Source organism: Lysinibacillus sp. TE18511, assembly GCF_054062295.1.
On sequence record NZ_JBSSFD010000014.1, the window covers coordinates 53,288 to 69,925 of the forward strand.

General features: G+C 38.4%; 22 protein-coding genes and 1 pseudogene. 2 read left to right on the top strand and 21 right to left on the bottom strand.

What is annotated here, in order from left to right; translation table 11 throughout:
- Positions 1-6: 6 nt before the first annotated feature.
- The 5 genes from yhbY to ACVWXS_RS12480 are packed head-to-tail and all read right to left on the bottom strand — an operon-like array spanning position 7 to position 3,614.
- Positions 7-309: a ribosome assembly RNA-binding protein YhbY gene (yhbY, locus tag ACVWXS_RS12460; protein ID WP_456958433.1), complete on the bottom strand. Its 303-nt coding sequence runs from the start codon at positions 307-309 to the stop codon at positions 7-9.
- Between the two features lie 5 nt (positions 310-314).
- Positions 315-1,145 (bottom strand): shikimate dehydrogenase, encoded by an 831-nt coding sequence (gene aroE, locus ACVWXS_RS12465; protein WP_456958434.1) that lies wholly within the window; start codon positions 1,143-1,145, stop codon positions 315-317.
- A 28-nt stretch (positions 1,146-1,173) separates the two neighbouring features.
- Positions 1,174-2,277: a ribosome biogenesis GTPase YqeH gene (gene yqeH / locus ACVWXS_RS12470; protein WP_368635858.1), complete on the bottom strand. Its 1,104-nt coding sequence runs from the start codon at positions 2,275-2,277 to the stop codon at positions 1,174-1,176.
- Positions 2,274-2,798, bottom strand: coding sequence for a YqeG family HAD IIIA-type phosphatase (locus ACVWXS_RS12475; RefSeq protein WP_368635987.1), 525 nt, complete (start codon positions 2,796-2,798; stop codon positions 2,274-2,276). The genes yqeH and ACVWXS_RS12475 overlap by 4 nt, the downstream gene beginning before the upstream one ends.
- 33 nt (positions 2,799-2,831) lie before the next feature.
- Positions 2,832-3,614: a phosphatidylserine decarboxylase gene (locus tag ACVWXS_RS12480; RefSeq protein WP_423473239.1), complete on the bottom strand. Its 783-nt coding sequence runs from the start codon at positions 3,612-3,614 to the stop codon at positions 2,832-2,834.
- Positions 3,615-3,708: 94 nt separating this feature from the next.
- On the opposite strand from ACVWXS_RS12480, the gene pssA reads away from it, so the two are divergent.
- Together pssA and sigK are read left to right on the top strand one after the other, a co-directional pair.
- A complete protein-coding gene (pssA, locus tag ACVWXS_RS12485) occupies positions 3,709-4,251 on the top strand; it encodes a CDP-diacylglycerol--serine O-phosphatidyltransferase (protein ID WP_083226923.1) in 543 nt (180 codons plus the stop codon).
- Positions 4,252-4,338: 87 nt separating this feature from the next.
- Complete coding sequence (gene sigK / locus ACVWXS_RS12490) at positions 4,339-5,046, top strand: RNA polymerase sporulation sigma factor SigK (protein ID WP_068983691.1); 708 nt, start codon at positions 4,339-4,341, stop codon at positions 5,044-5,046.
- Between the two features lie 60 nt (positions 5,047-5,106).
- Here the strand turns inward: sigK and ACVWXS_RS12495 are convergent, their stop codons facing one another.
- The 16 genes and pseudogenes from ACVWXS_RS12495 to ACVWXS_RS12570 form a co-directional block, all read right to left on the bottom strand.
- A complete protein-coding gene (locus tag ACVWXS_RS12495; RefSeq protein WP_456958435.1) occupies positions 5,107-5,313 on the bottom strand; it encodes a hypothetical protein in 207 nt (68 codons plus the stop codon).
- A gap of 587 nt (positions 5,314-5,900) precedes the next feature.
- Positions 5,901-6,593, bottom strand: coding sequence for a 5'-methylthioadenosine/S-adenosylhomocysteine nucleosidase (mtnN, locus tag ACVWXS_RS12500; protein WP_068983692.1), 693 nt, complete (start codon positions 6,591-6,593; stop codon positions 5,901-5,903).
- A 61-nt stretch (positions 6,594-6,654) separates the two neighbouring features.
- Positions 6,655-7,308, bottom strand: coding sequence for a YrrS family protein (locus ACVWXS_RS12505; RefSeq protein ID WP_374965842.1), 654 nt, complete (start codon positions 7,306-7,308; stop codon positions 6,655-6,657).
- A gap of 213 nt (positions 7,309-7,521) precedes the next feature.
- Entirely contained in the window at positions 7,522-8,010 is a 489-nt protein-coding gene (gene greA, locus ACVWXS_RS12510; RefSeq protein ID WP_068983694.1) for a transcription elongation factor GreA, read from the bottom strand.
- A 186-nt stretch (positions 8,011-8,196) separates the two neighbouring features.
- A complete protein-coding gene (udk, locus tag ACVWXS_RS12515; RefSeq protein ID WP_374965841.1) occupies positions 8,197-8,835 on the bottom strand; it encodes a uridine kinase in 639 nt (212 codons plus the stop codon).
- Positions 8,835-10,115 carry a peptidase U32 family protein gene (locus ACVWXS_RS12520; RefSeq protein WP_423473235.1) on the bottom strand — a complete coding sequence of 427 codons (1,281 nt, stop codon included), beginning with the start codon at positions 10,113-10,115 and terminating at the stop codon, positions 8,835-8,837. The genes udk and ACVWXS_RS12520 overlap by 1 nt, the downstream gene beginning before the upstream one ends.
- Positions 10,116-10,129: 14 nt before the next feature.
- Complete coding sequence (locus ACVWXS_RS12525; protein WP_456958436.1) at positions 10,130-11,062, bottom strand: peptidase U32 family protein; 933 nt, start codon at positions 11,060-11,062, stop codon at positions 10,130-10,132.
- Between the two features lie 5 nt (positions 11,063-11,067).
- Entirely contained in the window at positions 11,068-11,700 is a 633-nt protein-coding gene (locus ACVWXS_RS12530) for an O-methyltransferase (RefSeq protein WP_374965838.1), read from the bottom strand.
- A 363-nt stretch (positions 11,701-12,063) separates the two neighbouring features.
- Positions 12,064-12,246, bottom strand: a complete 183-nt coding sequence (locus ACVWXS_RS12535) for a hypothetical protein (protein ID WP_456958437.1) — start codon at positions 12,244-12,246, stop codon at positions 12,064-12,066.
- 58 nt (positions 12,247-12,304) lie between these two features.
- The gene (mltG, locus tag ACVWXS_RS12540; RefSeq protein ID WP_374965837.1) at positions 12,305-13,432 is read right to left on the bottom strand and encodes an endolytic transglycosylase MltG; all 1,128 of its coding nucleotides are present in this window, start codon (positions 13,430-13,432) and stop codon (positions 12,305-12,307) included.
- Between the two features lie 127 nt (positions 13,433-13,559).
- Positions 13,560-13,880: a DUF1292 domain-containing protein gene (locus ACVWXS_RS12545; protein ID WP_456958438.1), complete on the bottom strand. Its 321-nt coding sequence runs from the start codon at positions 13,878-13,880 to the stop codon at positions 13,560-13,562.
- 437 nt (positions 13,881-14,317) lie between these two features.
- Positions 14,318-14,431 (bottom strand): annotated as a pseudogene (locus tag ACVWXS_RS12550) (zinc ribbon domain-containing protein); the annotation flags it as partial.
- Between the two features lie 605 nt (positions 14,432-15,036).
- Positions 15,037-15,291 (bottom strand): DUF1292 domain-containing protein, encoded by a 255-nt coding sequence (locus ACVWXS_RS12555; RefSeq protein ID WP_456958439.1) that lies wholly within the window; start codon positions 15,289-15,291, stop codon positions 15,037-15,039.
- Between the two features lie 194 nt (positions 15,292-15,485).
- Entirely contained in the window at positions 15,486-15,794 is a 309-nt protein-coding gene (locus ACVWXS_RS12560) for a DUF1292 domain-containing protein (RefSeq protein ID WP_368635849.1), read from the bottom strand.
- Positions 15,795-15,813: 19 nt separating this feature from the next.
- The gene (gene ruvX / locus ACVWXS_RS12565; RefSeq protein ID WP_368635848.1) at positions 15,814-16,230 is read right to left on the bottom strand and encodes a Holliday junction resolvase RuvX; all 417 of its coding nucleotides are present in this window, start codon (positions 16,228-16,230) and stop codon (positions 15,814-15,816) included.
- 2 nt (positions 16,231-16,232) lie between these two features.
- Positions 16,233-16,499, bottom strand: coding sequence for an IreB family regulatory phosphoprotein (locus ACVWXS_RS12570; protein WP_004226839.1), 267 nt, complete (start codon positions 16,497-16,499; stop codon positions 16,233-16,235).
- Between the last annotated feature and the right edge of the window lie 139 nt (positions 16,500-16,638).

The following is a 16,638-nucleotide window of genomic DNA, read 5'->3' on the forward strand; positions in this document are numbered from 1 at the left end:
CTCACCTTATTTCGCTGCTTTTGGTAATACAATCTTTTTATGATTACGTGATTCTTTATATAAAACAACTGTCAGACCAATTAATTGAACGAGCTCCGCATGAGTACTCTTTGCAAGTGCCTCTGCCACTTCATGCTTGTCCTCCTCACAGTTATCTAAAATACGTACCTTAATCAGCTCTCGTACTTCTAATGCTTCTCGAATTTGCTTTGTCATCTCGTCATTAACGCCGCCTTTTCCTACTTGGAAAATCGGTGTTAAGTGATGTGCTTCCGCACGTAAAAAACGTTTTTGTTTACCTGTTAACATAAAAATTAATATCCTCCTAATTGCACCTTCAGATGCGCAATCATTGAATTTGTATTTGGGTATTCACTAAGCCAATGCTCAAAAGCAATTGCTCCTTGGTGAACGAACATTCCAAGACCCGTAACGACGGTTGCTCCTTTTTCTTCAGCCGCTTGTAGAAAAGGCGTCATTAATGGATTATACACAATATCGGCCACAATTGCGCCTTTTGCAAGTCTTTCTAATGAAAATGGCATTGAAAAATTGCCCGTAGCAAGTCCAGCCGATGTCATTTGCACTAAAATGCCGAAATCAGTTAATGTTTCCTCAGCCTCTGTTAAAGAAATAGCAGTACCTATACCCATTTCATCGACAATGGCTTGTGCATTTGCCACTGTACGGTTGGCAATGGTTAAATTTGTATAACCTTGCTGCTGCATGGCAAATGCAATACCACGAGCAGCACCGCCCGCACCAATAAGAAGAACTGGCTTATTTTTATGTGACTTACCAACTGCTTCTTCTAGCGAGCGAACAAAACCAACACCGTCTGTATTGTAGCCTTTTAATTTTCCTTCTTTTGTTCGGACAACCGTATTGACAGCTCCCATTTTTTCTGCCAACTCATCTAACTCATCTAAATAGGGAATGATTGCTGTTTTATGTGGGATTGTAATGTTCCAGCCACTTGCACCTAAAGTTTTCAAGCCCGCAACTGCCGACTCTAGGTTTTCAGAAGATACATGCACAGGAATATAAGTAGCATCTATCGACATTTCCTCAAACCAAGCATTATGCATGGCTGGTGATTTTGAATGCTCAATTGGATCTCCAATAACCGCAAACCATTTCTTCATTTTCTTCCCTCTTCTCTACTAGTACATCCTAAATAAGTGATGGGCGAATTGAAACTTGTACACCTTTTGGCGCGTAAGCTGCTACAACTACATTTTCATGCTGCACTGTAATCCATCCAAGACCAGAGAATACAACGTCTGTTTTTGCTTCTTTGATGGAGAACTCATGACGCACTAATGGTGGTAGCTGTTCAATAAATTCAGCAGTTGGAGGTGCAAGTAATTCACCCTTATGCTCTGCATATAACGTATCTGCCTTCTCAAGCTTTGTACGATGAATCGGTAAGTCATTTGCCACATGTACAGTAAATGCCGATCGATCTCCTTGAATAAAATCAAAACGTGCAAGGGCGCCAATAAATAGCGTTTGTCCAGCATTTTGCTGATAAACTTTTGGCTTTATTTCTTTTTTAGGCATAATATATTTTAATTCGCTAGCGTCAATATGGTGTGCCATCTGATGATGATTAATTATTCCTGGTGTGTCATATAATGCACTACCATCATCTAATGGAATTTCAATCATATCTAAAGTTGTACCTGGGAAATGAGAAGTTGTAATAACCTCACCTTCACCTGTAGCCTGCTTGATAATACGATTAATGAACGTGGATTTCCCAACATTTGTACAACCTACAACGTAAACATTTTGTCCATTACGGTACTCATCAATGGCTTCCATCGCTTCAGCCATTCCTTTACCTTTATGGGCACTCACTAAAAGTACATCGACAGGTTGTAGACCAAGAGCCTTTGCTTCACGTTTTAGCCAATTAATTACTTTTTTCGGTTTCACAGATTTCGGTAATAAATCGGCTTTATTCGCTATTAATAACACTGGATTTTTACCAACGAAGCGGTGAAGTCCTGGTAACCAGCTCCCATTGAAATCAAAAATATCAACAATTTTTACGATTAGGCCTTGCTGTGTTCCAAGACCGTTTAATATGCGTAAAAAGTCATCATCTGTTAATGACACTGGTTGAATTTCATTATAATTTTTCAAACGGAAGCAACGTTGGCAAATGACCACGTCTTTTTCTAATGATGATGGGGGTGCATACCCAACTGCTGTTTTATCTTCTGTTTGAATTGTTGTACCACAGCCAATACAATTTGGCATTTCGTTCATTCTTTTTCCTCCCAAGTAATGATTCCTTTTCGTTCTAAATCACTGAACACACGACGTTCAATGAATCGATTAAATTTTGTTACGAATCCATCTGATTGCGCAACTGGTTTTACTAGTACCGTATGCAAGCCTAAGCGATTTGCTCCCATTACATCCGTTAGTAATTGGTCACCTACCATTACTACTTCGTGTGGTCGTAGACCCAATTGAATAATTGCACTATAAAAGGCATTACGAAATGGCTTTTTAGCTTTATGAATATACGGGATTCCTAGTGGCTCGGCAAAATGCTTTACACGCGCTTCATTGTTATTCGACGCAATAATAACACGAATACCTGACTCTTTCATAATACGAAGCCAAATAATAAGCTCTTCTGTTGCATCTGCACGGTCCCATTCTACAAGCGTATTATCTAAATCCGTAATGATTCCTTTAATGCCTAAGTCTTGAAGCTTTTCCGGTGTAATTTCAAAAATACTCGTCACAAATTCATCTGGTAATAAAAAATTATACAAAATAGCGACCCCTAATCTAAATGTATTATTCGACCATTATAGCATATTTGCGAAGGCTTCACCCATTCGAATTGGGCTTCCTTGCACAACATTATCCGTAAATTTAATTGCATCCTTTTCAAATAGCATGACTACTGTTGAGCCGAATGAAAAATATCCGACTTCATCACCCTTACGCCACTGAGTTGTAGTATTAGTGAGTACGATCGAGTTAACAAATGTAGCCCCAACTTTAATAAACGCTACCTGCTGATCATTTGCCACTTTCAGCTCCGTCACTGAACGATAATTGTGTGAAATTGGTTTTTTACCGTATGAAAGACCTAGCTGATTAACCGGGTATGATTTTTGACCAAGCGTATATTGTCTTAGTACTCTCCCATCAATCGGGCTATGAATACGGTGATAATCTGCAGGACTCAAGTAAAACACGATAAAATGGCCATCTGCATAGTGCGCAGCACGTTCTGAATTACCAAGTAAATCTTGTAATGCATAAGGCTTACCCTTTACAAGAAACGTCATATCCCATTCAATCCGTCCAAATGATTCCACTTTCGCATCCACTGGACTTACATAGGTAGTAGGATTTTGTTCAATTGGACGTGCAGTTTCTAAAAGCTCTCTTGTAAAAAAGTCATGTAAACTTGAAAATTGTTGTCGTTTTTTTGAAACCTCTTCAAGGTTAATATCGTATACCTTCATATAACTAGGGATCATACGTTTACTCCACTTTGCTTTTGCAATGCTTTGCAAAAGATGGGAGGATTGCTTGCCATTTGTTAATTCAATCAAGCGTTGATATAGTTTTTCTTTCATAAAACAAAACCCCTATCGATTAATTTAGACTGTCAATTTTTTCGCATTCGAAGTATAATGGTACAATATCTTAAGTGCAAAGGAGTGATCCCCCTTGTTTCTATATCACAAGTTGGTGGATACCACGGTTAAGAAAATGAAATCGCAAGCAGCAAACTTCATTACAATCAGTAATATGTCCTTTGGTGGCGCGGCCATAATGGCTACACTACATGAATATTATAGCTACAGCGTCTTGTTTATCTTTATCGCAGCCCTTCTTGATCGCTATGACGGGAAGGTAGCTAGAGCCCTCGGACAAGTGTCTGATTTAGGTAAACAATTAGACTCTATGAGTGATATTATATCATTTGGTGTGGCACCTGCATTATTAATGTACAAAGTTGTTTTAGTCGACTTCGGTTTTGTCGGCATGACGATGACTGTACTGTATATCGTCTGTGGTGCAATGCGATTAGCTCGCTTCAATATTAGTGAAGCAAACGGCTACTTCACAGGGTTACCAATAACAGCGGCAGGTACGCTCTTAACTTTAACGTATTTCGCATCTAATACGTTCCACCCAGCGTTTTATCTTTTCCTATTCCCAATACTAGCATTACTAATGATTAGTACAATCACGTTAAAAAAAGTGTAACAGCGCATTTGCTGTTGCACTTTTTTTCATTTAACGCAGCTTCTTAACATATACTGTCGAAAAATGGGGAAAGGATGAAATCATTCAATGAGCGGAATTTTTACATCTATGTTGCAGTTATGGCTTGAGATCCCTGCGTTACTTGGCTATTTAAAGGGGCAAACATTCCATAAACCCTTTTCAAAAGAAGAGGAAGCTGCTTGTATTGAACGATTTTTAGGCGGTGATGAGCAAGCGCGTCTTGATTTAATTGAGCGCAATATGCGACTCGTTGCACACGTTGTAAAAAAATTTCACCCGAAACACGAACAACTAGACGACTATATTTCCATTGGTACTATAGGACTTATGAAAGCCGTAGAAAGTTACACTCCTGACAAAAAAACACGCCTTGCCACTTACGCTGCCCGCTGTATCGAAAATGAAATTTTAATGCATCTGCGTACTCAGAAAAAAGTGCAAAAAGATGTTTCTTTATTCGAGCCAATTGGTACAGATAAAGATGGTAACGCCTTACAGATCCGTGATCTCTTACAATGTGATGAAGAGAGCGCAACAGAAAAAATTGAACATAAAGAACATGTTGCACAACTATATCATTATTTGCATATGCTCGACGATCGTGAACTCGAAATAGTAACCCTTCGCTATGGTTTAAACCAACATGATGCCCTTACTCAAAAAGAAATCGCTGCTCGTTTAAATATTTCTCGTAGCTATGTTTCTCGCATTGAAAAGCGGGCACTTATTAAACTCTATCAATTATATAAACGAGACCAAAAGTCTACTGAGTAATATATTGTAAATTGATAATTGAAAAATTTCAATGGATCCTTAACATTAACATACCATGAATCACGCATTTTTTGTTACAAAAGGAAGATCTTCACCATAACGTGTGGTTGATTTCCGTTCCGACTGGGCGCTTTGCCGCTGACGCTTCGCTTTCGCGCAGAGCAGAGCTTCCTGGGGGCGTCCGATGAGCCGCTTCACTCGCGGAGCTCGCTCCAGGGTCTCATCTGTGACGCTGATCCCCAAGGAGTCGCCCAGTCTCCACTCCAATCAACTTATATACAAAGCATACGTCTTAAAAAATGTCACCCACAACTTTTGGTGATGAACCCAAAAGGATCTAAAGAAAGAATTCTTATCCATCGAAAGCTTTAGATAAATTATGTATACAGCATAGTGAATACTATTCATTTTTCTTTTATTTGACGCACAAAATAGCAATTACCTTAATCCCACTAACTTTTTTAAAAGATAAACATAGTTGATGATGAACCAATGAAGCTATAAAAAAAGCTCCCTTGCGACCTTGAATGTCGCAAAGGAGCGTTTCCCTCAATGAAATTCTACAGATTCTGAAAGTTCTGCTGAAATAAGTGTACCGAGTAACGTCGTTATAATGACTACTCCTGCTGTTAATAATAGCATCATGAATGCCTCCCATCCAAATATGAAGAGATTTAATTAATAACAGTTTAGCATTAGCAAGACTTTTTAACTGTGATTTTTCTCACACTACAGATCACTCATTTTGACCATTCTGTGTACTTTATCCCTATTAACGGGCAGTAAAAGTACGATTGGTGAAAACTACTAATCAGCGAGTTGGTAAAAAACTCCCCACTAATTATAGTTTTACTTTATAGCGTTTCAATAGCTTTTAATACTATTTGCGTCGAATGCTTTGCAGCTACTGGTAAAAACTCATCAAAGCTAATATTCGATTCTTTCCCAGCAATATCTGATAAAGCACGAATAACAACAAACGGAGTACCAAATTGATAGCATACTTGTGCAACAGCTGCTGCTTCCATCTCAACTGCCTTCATTTGTGGGAAGTGTTGACGGACTGCTTCTACGCGAACAGGATCATTCATAAAAGCATCTCCTGAGCAAATTAAACCAATACCAAATTGGTGCTCCCCAACAGCCTTCACTGCCTCTTCAGCCACTTTCATAAGTCTTTCATCTGATTTGTAAGCTGCTGGCATACCAGCCATCTGACCAATCTCATAACCGAAAATCGTAACATCTACATCATGATGGCGGACTTCATCTGAAATAACAACCGCGCCTACTTCAAGTGTTTCGTCATAACCTCCGGCAGAGCCCGTATTAATGACTACATCAGGCTTAAATTCATGTAATAGAATGGTAGTTGACATCGCAGCGTTCACTTTACCAATACCACTTTTTAATAAAACTACATCTTTCCCTTCATAAGTTCCAGTTGTATATTCACTGCCTGCGATTGTTGTGCTTTTTGCATTGTCTAATGCTGCTCGTAAAAGCTCTACTTCTTCTTCCATTGCGCCGATTACTGCAATTTTCATGTCTCTGTTACTTCCCTTCATTGTTTAACTCTATTAAAAATACTCAATCGAGTTATTTTCGTCAATAGGCGCCATTTAATGTATTTAGTTGCTCGAGTTTCACTGGTAACCAGCCCTCATTGTCAACCCACTCCATGTTGACGCGATACATTTTTGTCTTATCATTCGTTGAAACCGTCGCTACGGCCGTATTAGCACTGCCGTTATTTTGAATACGCCAAATAATCATATTGTCCTTTTCTATGCCTGTAACAGCTGTAACTGTTGCAACCTTTTCAGCCCAGTCAACTGATGTATCATCGTAAGAAGACACGTGCTGACCTGTTTGGGTTGTAGGCGTTGGCTTCCAATCTTTATTTGTTATAACCTTGTCAACAATTGGGTTATCTGATGTAGTTTCAATAGCAGCGTCCTTTTCAGATGATGGCTGTTCTTCTTTAGGCTCTTCTTTTGTAGATTCATTATCTTTTACTGAAACATCATTATTTTCCTCTTTAGAAGGCTTTTCTTTCCCATCTCCATCATCGTTCTTTTGCTCTTGCGCTGGCTCGTCTTTCACGGCAGTTCCTACATCATCCTGCCATTTAAACACGTATGTTGCAGTTATAATAATCAATATCACGACAATACCAATTAAAACATTCAAAAGTTTATCTAGCTTTTTATTACGAGATGGCTGCAAATGACGACTGCTTCTAGTTTGTCGTTCACTCATGAATTCTCCCCCTCTCTAGCCAATATTCTATCAAGTTCAACGGGACTTGCAAAATAATTGTGCTCATGTATTTAATCAAAGATAAAATACATGCTCTCTTGACGTTCATTTCAATGGATTGTGTCCCTTGATGTTAAAACTTTCATAAAAGATGAAATTAAGATAAAAGCAGCTAGCTCTCCTTAAAAAGATAAGCTAACTGCTTGTACAAAATTATTTGATTGAAATAATTTTAACTTTCATTTCGCCACCAGGTGTTTGTACGACAACCTCTTCGCCTTCAGCACGACCTAGCAAGCCTTTAGCAATTGGTGATTCATTAGAAATACGGAATTCCATCGGATCTGCCTCAGCCGAACCAACAATCGTATACGATTCCTCATCCGTTGATGGTTTACCATTAATAATTTCTACAAATGTAACCGTTTTCCCTAGTGAAACTACACTGTTGTCTGTTTCATCCTCAGAAATAATAACTGCGTTACGAATCATTGATTTTAATGTAGAAATACGACCTTCTAAAAAGGCTTGTTCTTCTTTAGCTGAATCATACTCAGCGTTTTCAGAAAGATCTCCGAAGTCGCGAGCGATTTTAATACGTTCAACAATTTCTTTACGTGTTTCTGTTTCTAATTTTACTAATTCTTCTTCTAATTTTCTTTTACCTTCAGCTGTCATTGGGTATTGTTTTTCGTTTGCCAAAGTCCTTCACTCCTTATTTCATCAATACAAAAACATAAAACTCGACCAAATGCCATGTGTGATGCATTTAATCGAATTTTATTGTTTTTAATCGGTTTCAAAATTCTCTTTGACCTAATAGTATGCATGCTTTTCAAAAATATGCAATGATACGCATGTAAATATTGTCAATACCACTCTATCTTATTACAATACGTTGTCAGTTTCAAGAATAGTTTTAATTTTCGTGACCATCAAATCAATTGCAACTTCATTATCCCCACCCTCAGGGATAATAATATCAGCATAACGTTTCGTCGGCTCAATAAATAAGTTATGCATTGGACGCACTGCCGATAAATATTGTTCGATTACAGAATCTGTTGTACGTCCACGTTCTTTTATATCACGCATAATACGACGAATAATACGTAAATCTGAGTCCGTATCTACAAATAATTTAATGTCCATTAAATCACGTAAATCTGCATCCTCTAACACTAAAATACCTTCTAGTATAATAACATCTACAGGTTCTACATGAACAACTTCTTCTGCTCTTGTATGCTGTACATAATCATAAACAGGCTTGTCAATTGGTTGACGCACCAATAATTTTTTTATGTGCTCAATTAACAAATCATTATCAAACGCTAACGGATGGTCATAGTTTGTACCTAAACGCTCCTCAAACGTTAAATGACTTTGATCTTTATAGTAAAAATCTTGTTCAATTACAACTACTGAATGATCACGGAAAACATCATAAATAGCACGGGTCACACTCGTTTTTCCTGAGCATGAGCCACCAGCGATTCCGATGACGACTGGACGCTTCACTGCCATTAATTATTCTCCTTTCGCATCATGTTATGCGGTTTTAATAGTGTGTCGCATTTAAATTTAATAATTTGTAGTGGATGACGGGCAGCATCTAAGCTATTGCCATCTTCATCCCAAATTTCACCCATTGTAAAACGGAAATTTTCGATTTCTGGTCCAAAGAATTCTACCTCATCGCCAGGTTTAAAATAGTTACGTTGTTGCATTGTCACAATTTTCGTTTCTGGGTCATGTTCTAAAATAAGTCCAGCAAACTCATACGTCGTTTTACGGCCGTGTACACCAAACATTTGCTCCTCGTGGCCTGGTGCATCGTGGAAGAATGCTTCAGCCGTATCACGGTTAGCACATTTATCTAGTTCCTCAAGCCATTCACGTTTAATCTTGAAATTGTCAGGGTCAGCACAATAAGCATCAATCACTTTACGGTACACTGAAACAACTGTAGCAACATAGTGAATGGACTTCATACGCCCCTCTACTTTCAATGAATCAATACCAAGTTCAATCATATGTGGAATGGCTTCAATTAGCTTTAAGTCTTTTGGACTCATCGCAAAAGGTGCGTGATTATCATCGAAAAGTGCCTTTTCTTCATCACCTTCTAACTCATACAAATCATAGTCCCAGCGACAAGATTGACAGCAACCACCACGGTTAGAGTCACGAGCAGTCATGTGATTTGAAAGTACACAGCGACCAGAATAAGCGATACACATTGCTCCATGAACAAATGCTTCAATTTCAATATCGACTTTTTCCTTCATCAGCTTCATTTCTTCTCCGCCAACTTCGCGGGCCAACACTACACGATGTAAACCTTCTTCTTTCCAATACTGTACTGCCTTCCAGTTTGATAAAGATTGCTGTGTAGATAGGTGAATTTCAAGCTTCGGTGCAGCTGTACGGCATGTTTCGATGATCAAAGGGTCCGCTACAATAATGCCTGTAACACCAGCAGATTCAATATCTTTTAAGTATTGCTCTAAGCCGTCCATATTTTCATTGTGGGCGAAAATATTTGTCGTCACATAGATTTTTGCACCGTATTTATTGGCGAATTCAACACCTTCGCGCATTTCTTCAATTGAGAAGTTATCTGCGTTTGAACGTAGACCGAACTCTCGTCCACCAATAAATACAGCATCTGCACCGTAATGAACGGCAACTTTTAATTTTTCTAAACTACCCGCAGGGGCAAGTAGCTCTGGTTTTTTTGTAATGACACGTTTACCGTCGACAATCTCACGGATTTTGTCATTTTGTTCTAATGCTAATGCCATGTTCTTGCCACCTCCTAGTAAACTGTTTCCTTGAAGATAAAGCCAGTATCAAGAGGTCTGATGGCAGGCTGAATGTCTTCAATTTTTGCTAATAAATCATCTTTAATATCTTCATATGCATCTTCTGATTCGTCAAAATATGTGTCAATTGCTTGACGATAAGCTTCTGTAACTGTGATTACATATTCTGGTGTTTGAAGGACACCCTCAATTTTCAATGCATCAATGCCACCTTCGAATAATTCGCCAAGCTCATCAATAATGCACATATCGTTTGGACTGAAAATATGCGTACCGTTAACATCCTCATAAATTGGATATTTATTATTACGTTCATCATCATGAAGGAACATATTGCGATTTTCCTTACGATTCTCAATTTCCATTACTTTATCCTGATATAAGAAATAATGGCCTAGTAATGCACGTTTTGATTGGAACATACATGTAATCCCATGTACTTGAACTTCAATCTCTACTTCCGCATTTTCTTTAATTTCAAGCACTTCATCTAAAGAAAGTTCACGAGCAAGTACTGCGCGAGTTGCTCCGCGTTTCCCCCAATAATTTACCGTAAACCAGTTTGTTGCAATCGTTTCCGGACTCCAGTGTAACGGTATTGTTACACCTTGATCACGACGAATGATTACTACTGCTGGATCACCGTAAATTAAACGGTCAACGCCAATACGTTGCATTTCTTTTAAATACTCGGCAAGTGCATCCAATTTTTCATTATGGAATAATGCATTTACCGCAACATAAACTTTTTTACCCGCTGCATGAATCAGCTTTGTAGCTTCTTCCACTTCACTAACAGAAAATTCTCCTGCTAGGCGAAGACCAAATTGTTGTTCACCCATGACAAAAGCATCTGCTCCAGCCTGTAAAAGTGCTTTTACATGGTCCACTGATTGCGGTGTAACAAGCAATTCAGGTTTTTTCATAATAGTCACCTCTTCAAACATAGTAATAAACCATCACCGACTGGTAAAAATGCACTTGTATAATCAGGGTGCTCCATAATCCATTCGGTAAAGTTTTTTAAATTGCGAATCATTGTACGCTTGCGACGCGGTACATCTTTTAAATCCAAATCTGATAAGCCATGCATATACATATTATCGATATACAGAACTCCACCAGATTTTACAAGAGGTGCATACTTTTCAAAAAAGCGTTGATATTGTCCTTTTGCAGCATCAATGAACACCGCATCGAATGTTGTATGAATGGCCTCATCGTTCACCTCTAAGGCATCTCCTTCAATGGCCGTAATACGATCTGATACTGTAGAACGTTCAATATAGGCCTTCGCTCTCGCAACACGCTCTGGATCTCGCTCGATTGTAACGATCTGCACATTCGGTAAAGCCTCCGCCATTCTTATTGCAGAATAACCAATTGCTGTACCAATCTCTAAAATTTTCGACGGATTTTGAATACGTAGCAGTTGGTTTAGTGCATCAATGCCTGCAAGTTGCATAATCGGCACATGATTCTCCTCCGCAAATGCTTCCATTTCTAAAAGCAAATCATTACGTGGTTGAATAAATGATTGTATATATGCATCTGATAATTCCATTTTTAAGTTCACCCTCATATCAATTATGCCTCGGCATAACTGCGTCCAGAATCGGCTTTGTTCTTGCACAAAGCCGATTCCGTGACATCCGCCAGAGGCTTCATCATGTAGCACCAAAAAGAAAAAGACCAAACGCGATGTCTTGGTACTTCGTCATATAAAAATGAGCAATTGTTTTTTATCAGCTCAAAACAATTGCCACCACGTATATTATCCCGCATTAACGGACTGCTTGAATTATTCCATGCGGATTGATTAAAAATCACATTTTATAATAGCACGAAAATAGAAGGAAAGCTATTTTTCTTTCCTTCTATCCACATTATTGCTATATATTTTTTAACGATTTCAATTATCCCTCAGCTAATTGCGTCTGGAATCGGCTGAAAAATAACTTAAACTCTCATTCATGTCATCCCCTATAAAGATGGAGAACTTCTGTAACTGACGTTTCACTTTCGTTACAAAAAACATCTGTAACTGACGTTTCACTTTCGTTACAAAAAACATCTGTAACTGACGTTTCACTTTCGTTACAAAAAACATCTGTAACTGTCGTTGCACTTTCGTTACGTAAACATTTGCTGAAAGAAGTTAAAAGTAATTACTCTGCCTTACGCAAGTATTTTTCTACTTTCTGTAAATGTTCATCATATGTTTTCGAGAAGTGGTTGACACCTTGTTTATCCGCTAAGAAGTAGAGGTAATCTGTTTTACTTGGATTTAGCGTTGCTTCAATTGAAGATTTTCCAGCACCCGCAATCGGTCCAGGTGGTAAGCCTTTATTTTTATAAGTATTGTAGACGTTATCTACTTCTAAATCTTTGTACATCACACGATCTTTATGAGAGCCAAGTGCATATAAAACGGTTGGGTCTGTTTGTAGTGGCATCCCTTGATCTATACGGTTATAGAATACGCTCGCAATCGTTTCTCGATCTGTTTGGGCAGTAGCTTCTTCTTCCAGTAATGAAGCAAATGTTAACAATTGATGTACGGATATTTTCTTTTCAGCTAAAACATCGCTGTAACTCTTCACAAGCTTGTCCATAGCCCCTACCATTTCGTCTACAATTGATTCTAATGAAGGTTTTTCTTCAAAGTAAGAATAAGTTGCAGGGAATAAATAGCCCTCTAAATCATAGCGAATATTATCAGCTAAAACTGCATCTGTCACAAGCTCAGGGTATTTAGCCTTCATTTTTTGAACAAATTCATCGCTTGTTACTAGGTCCATAAATTCTTTTTGAGTGTATGGCGTTTTCTTTTCCACGATATTACCAATTTGTTCAAGTGTTAAACCTTCAGGAATTGTCATTGTAAATACTGGCTTACGGTAGACTTTTCCAGTTTTTAAACTCTCTATGATCTCATCAAATGTCATCGCCTGTGTCAAATCATATTTCCCGGCTTGGAACTGGGATTCATTTTTAAACTTAGCGTAGTATTTAAAAACACGAGCATCTTTAATAATGCCCTCTTTTTCTAGTAAAGTCGAAATAGAGCCTAAGCCTGAGCCAATTGGTACTTCAACTGCTATTGTTTTAGTAGCATCCGGATCCACTGGTTTTAAGGCACTCTTTACATAATTATAGCCAAATAAACCGATGACCCCTAATAGTAGAACAATAGAAATTGCAACAATAGCAACTATTTTTCTCACAATTTTTACCTCTGATTTTCTTTCTTCCATTTTTGAAAACATTTCTTGTTTTTTTGAACCGTTATTCACGGGTTTCCCCCCTATCACTTCATTATCATACTAGAAATCAACTATAACGACAAACAGAAATAGATAATTCAGTAAAAATAGCACACATAAAAAACTCTGAGTAGCAATTTACTACTCAGAGTTTTAATTATAAATCATTTAAGATATCTTCAACAAATTCCCATTCTTCATCTGTTTCAATTGGTAATAATTCTTCAATCGTTCCGTCATTTCCAGCTACATATTGGGCAGCAAAAGTATCTCGTTCCTCCATTGGCTCGTCCGTTGCCAAAACATATAGTACATAGGATTTACCAAATTGTTCTGATGAAAATGTATGAATAACCTCGCATACCTGATCTGTTCCATCTTCATCTGTTACTGTAATTAACTGTGGCCCCTCTTCAAATTCATCTAGAAGTGTTAGGACTACCTCATTAATCATTTCCGATACGAAAAATATATACATTCTAAAAAAATGTAGACATCTCTACTGTGACACAACTTATATCTTTTGACTTTCGTTTTGTGTCTTCCTTATTCACCGAGCCTGGTTTCGCTGAAGCTACTGCCATTTTGTATGACTCTCCAAAGGCTTAAATTCCGCAGTATCGTTGCGTACACATCTAAGGCTTAGTTTTTAGATCAATTATGCCTCGGCATCATTGCGTCCGGAATCGGCTTTGTGCTTAGGCCTGCACGAGGGCCGACACGATGTCGGTCATTTCGGTAATGCCACAGGACGTGGCGTTTTTACCGATGCAGGTCAGTTAGCCGTTATCGCATGGATGCGATGATCTTAGGCTAACATCCCCTAAGAACTCCTTTCCGATTCCTTGACATCAACCGGAGGCTTTAACTTCTTTCAGCGGATGTTTAGACACCTGCTGAAAGAAGTTAAGCTCCTTAGATTGAATAATTTGCTAAGTTAATGCTTGCGTTCAAATCTCTATCCAACTTTAATCCGCAAGAGCAGATAAATAATCTGTCTTTCAGTCTCAAATCGGATTTGATTTGTCCACAACCAGAACAAGCTTAGCAAATTTCCCAATGGACATTAATTCCATGTGCACCACCTCTCTTTCACTAAGATAAAATACTTTACCCTATTTAGAGAGGTTGTTAACATTTTTATTTTTGTATATATTTTTCTTGTTCACACAAAGGCGCAACCCTTCATGCAGTCTTTCTTTCACAAGTAGACCTCTTATGCTTTCACATAAGCGCAGACTATATCTTCATCTTATCTTCTGATAAGAGCCACATTTTTCTTCCGCCATTCGCTTGCGGTTTTACTCTCCCTCAAGGAGATAGTCGTTGAACGTCTTCCTTGTCTCATTAGAGATTTAGGAGTTCGCTGCTAAACATCCATTGCCAAAGCACTTAGCGCTACCGTTTTCCGTTGTCACGATGATCCTTTACGGACACTGAGTAATTTTTTTCAGCTTATGCCATCCTTGTTGTTTTTTCTGCTTTCGCACCGTTACGTCTGCCGTTTCCAGCTCCGCTTTGGTCACAAGGCTTTAGGAGTTAAAAGCAATTAACGTGGAGTTCGCACCAATCGCTTGATACGAAGGGTATTCTGTTATAAATCTATGCTTCTATACAGGTTTGTATAGTTTTGTCTAAATTTTCTGCAACAGTTTAGTTACCCACTCCGCCTCTGTTTCAACAGGCTGTAAATTTGTCATTTCCCCATTGTTATCATCATAATCGAATGTCATAGCAGAAATGTCTCCAGGAATTTCATTACCCTCTTCGTCGATTAACGAAAACAATACATATGATTTTTCTTCTGCATCAAAGGTGAAGACAACACGGCATTTTTGCTCCTTGCCATTCTCTCCAATGATCAGAAATTCTTGCGTTTCCTCGTTCATGTAATCTCCTCCTTAATTAGGCTTAATTATCTTTCAAACTTTAGTAGGAGCCCTTAAATATTCAGTATCTTCCGGTGATACTGAAACTATCTCAACATAGACTCGTCTTCCTCATAGCTTCATTCTTCCTAAAGTAAAAAAGGAACAAGGAGTGCTTGTTGCCATCCTTGTTCCACACTTATAAAGAACGATGATTATTCTTCGTTTTCATCCTCTAAAGCGTTTAATACGTCTTCTACCATATCCCATTCTGCTTCTGTTTCGATTGGTGTTAATTCACCATCTTCACCATTTTCAGATGGTACAAATGAAGATACGAAGATTTCTACTGAGCCATCTTCATCTTCTTCTGCGCCTATCATAGAGTAAAATACGTATGATTTACCAAATTCAGCTGATTCATGTACGTGAATCACTTCACAAAGCTGTTCATTTCCGTTCTCGTCAATCACTGTAATGTGTTGTACGTGTAGTTCTTCTTCATGGTTATGTTCTTGTGCCATGTGCTTGTCACCTCATCAATTAATTTTTGCTATCCAAGTAGCCTTGTAAAATCATCACAGCAGCCATTTTATCTATGACTTGCTTACGCTTTTTGCGACTTACGTCCGCTTCGATTAGCATACGTTCGGCAGCCATCGTTGTTAAACGTTCATCCCAAAGCTTGACCGGTAGTGAAAATGTTTCTTCTAAAAGCTTTTTATAGTTTTCAGAAGCCTCTCCACGTGGTCCCACCGTATTATTCATGTTTTTAGGGTATCCTACAACAAATTCTGTTATAGAGTACTCCTTCACTAGCTCGGCTATACGCTCAATGCCGAACTCGCCATTAGCTTCATCAATTTTTACGGTTTCAATACCTTGGGCCGTCCACCCTAGAGCATCACTTACAGCAACGCCCACAGTTTTAGACCCAACGTCTAACCCCATAATTCTCATTTCTAGTCCTCGTTATTCTTTTTAATATAAAACTTAACAAGCTCTTCTAGAATTTCGTCACGCTCAAGCTTGCGAATTAAATTACGAGCATCCTGATGGCGAGGAATATACGCCGGATCACCAGAAAGTAAATAACCGACAATCTGATTGATAGGGTTATATCCCTTTTCCTCTAATGAAGAATGTACTTTCAACATTACCTGCTTGACTTCCTGTTCCATTGATTCTTCTGGAAAATTAAATTTCATCGTTTGATCAAATGAACTCATGACCAGCACCTCGCTTTCAGAAATAAGGAGATGTGCAAAAAGCTCATCTCCAATTTCTCTTTATTATAACATGTTTTGGCGTATTATCAATTATGCCCCGGCATAATTGCGTCCGGAATCGGCTTTGTGTTTAGGCCTG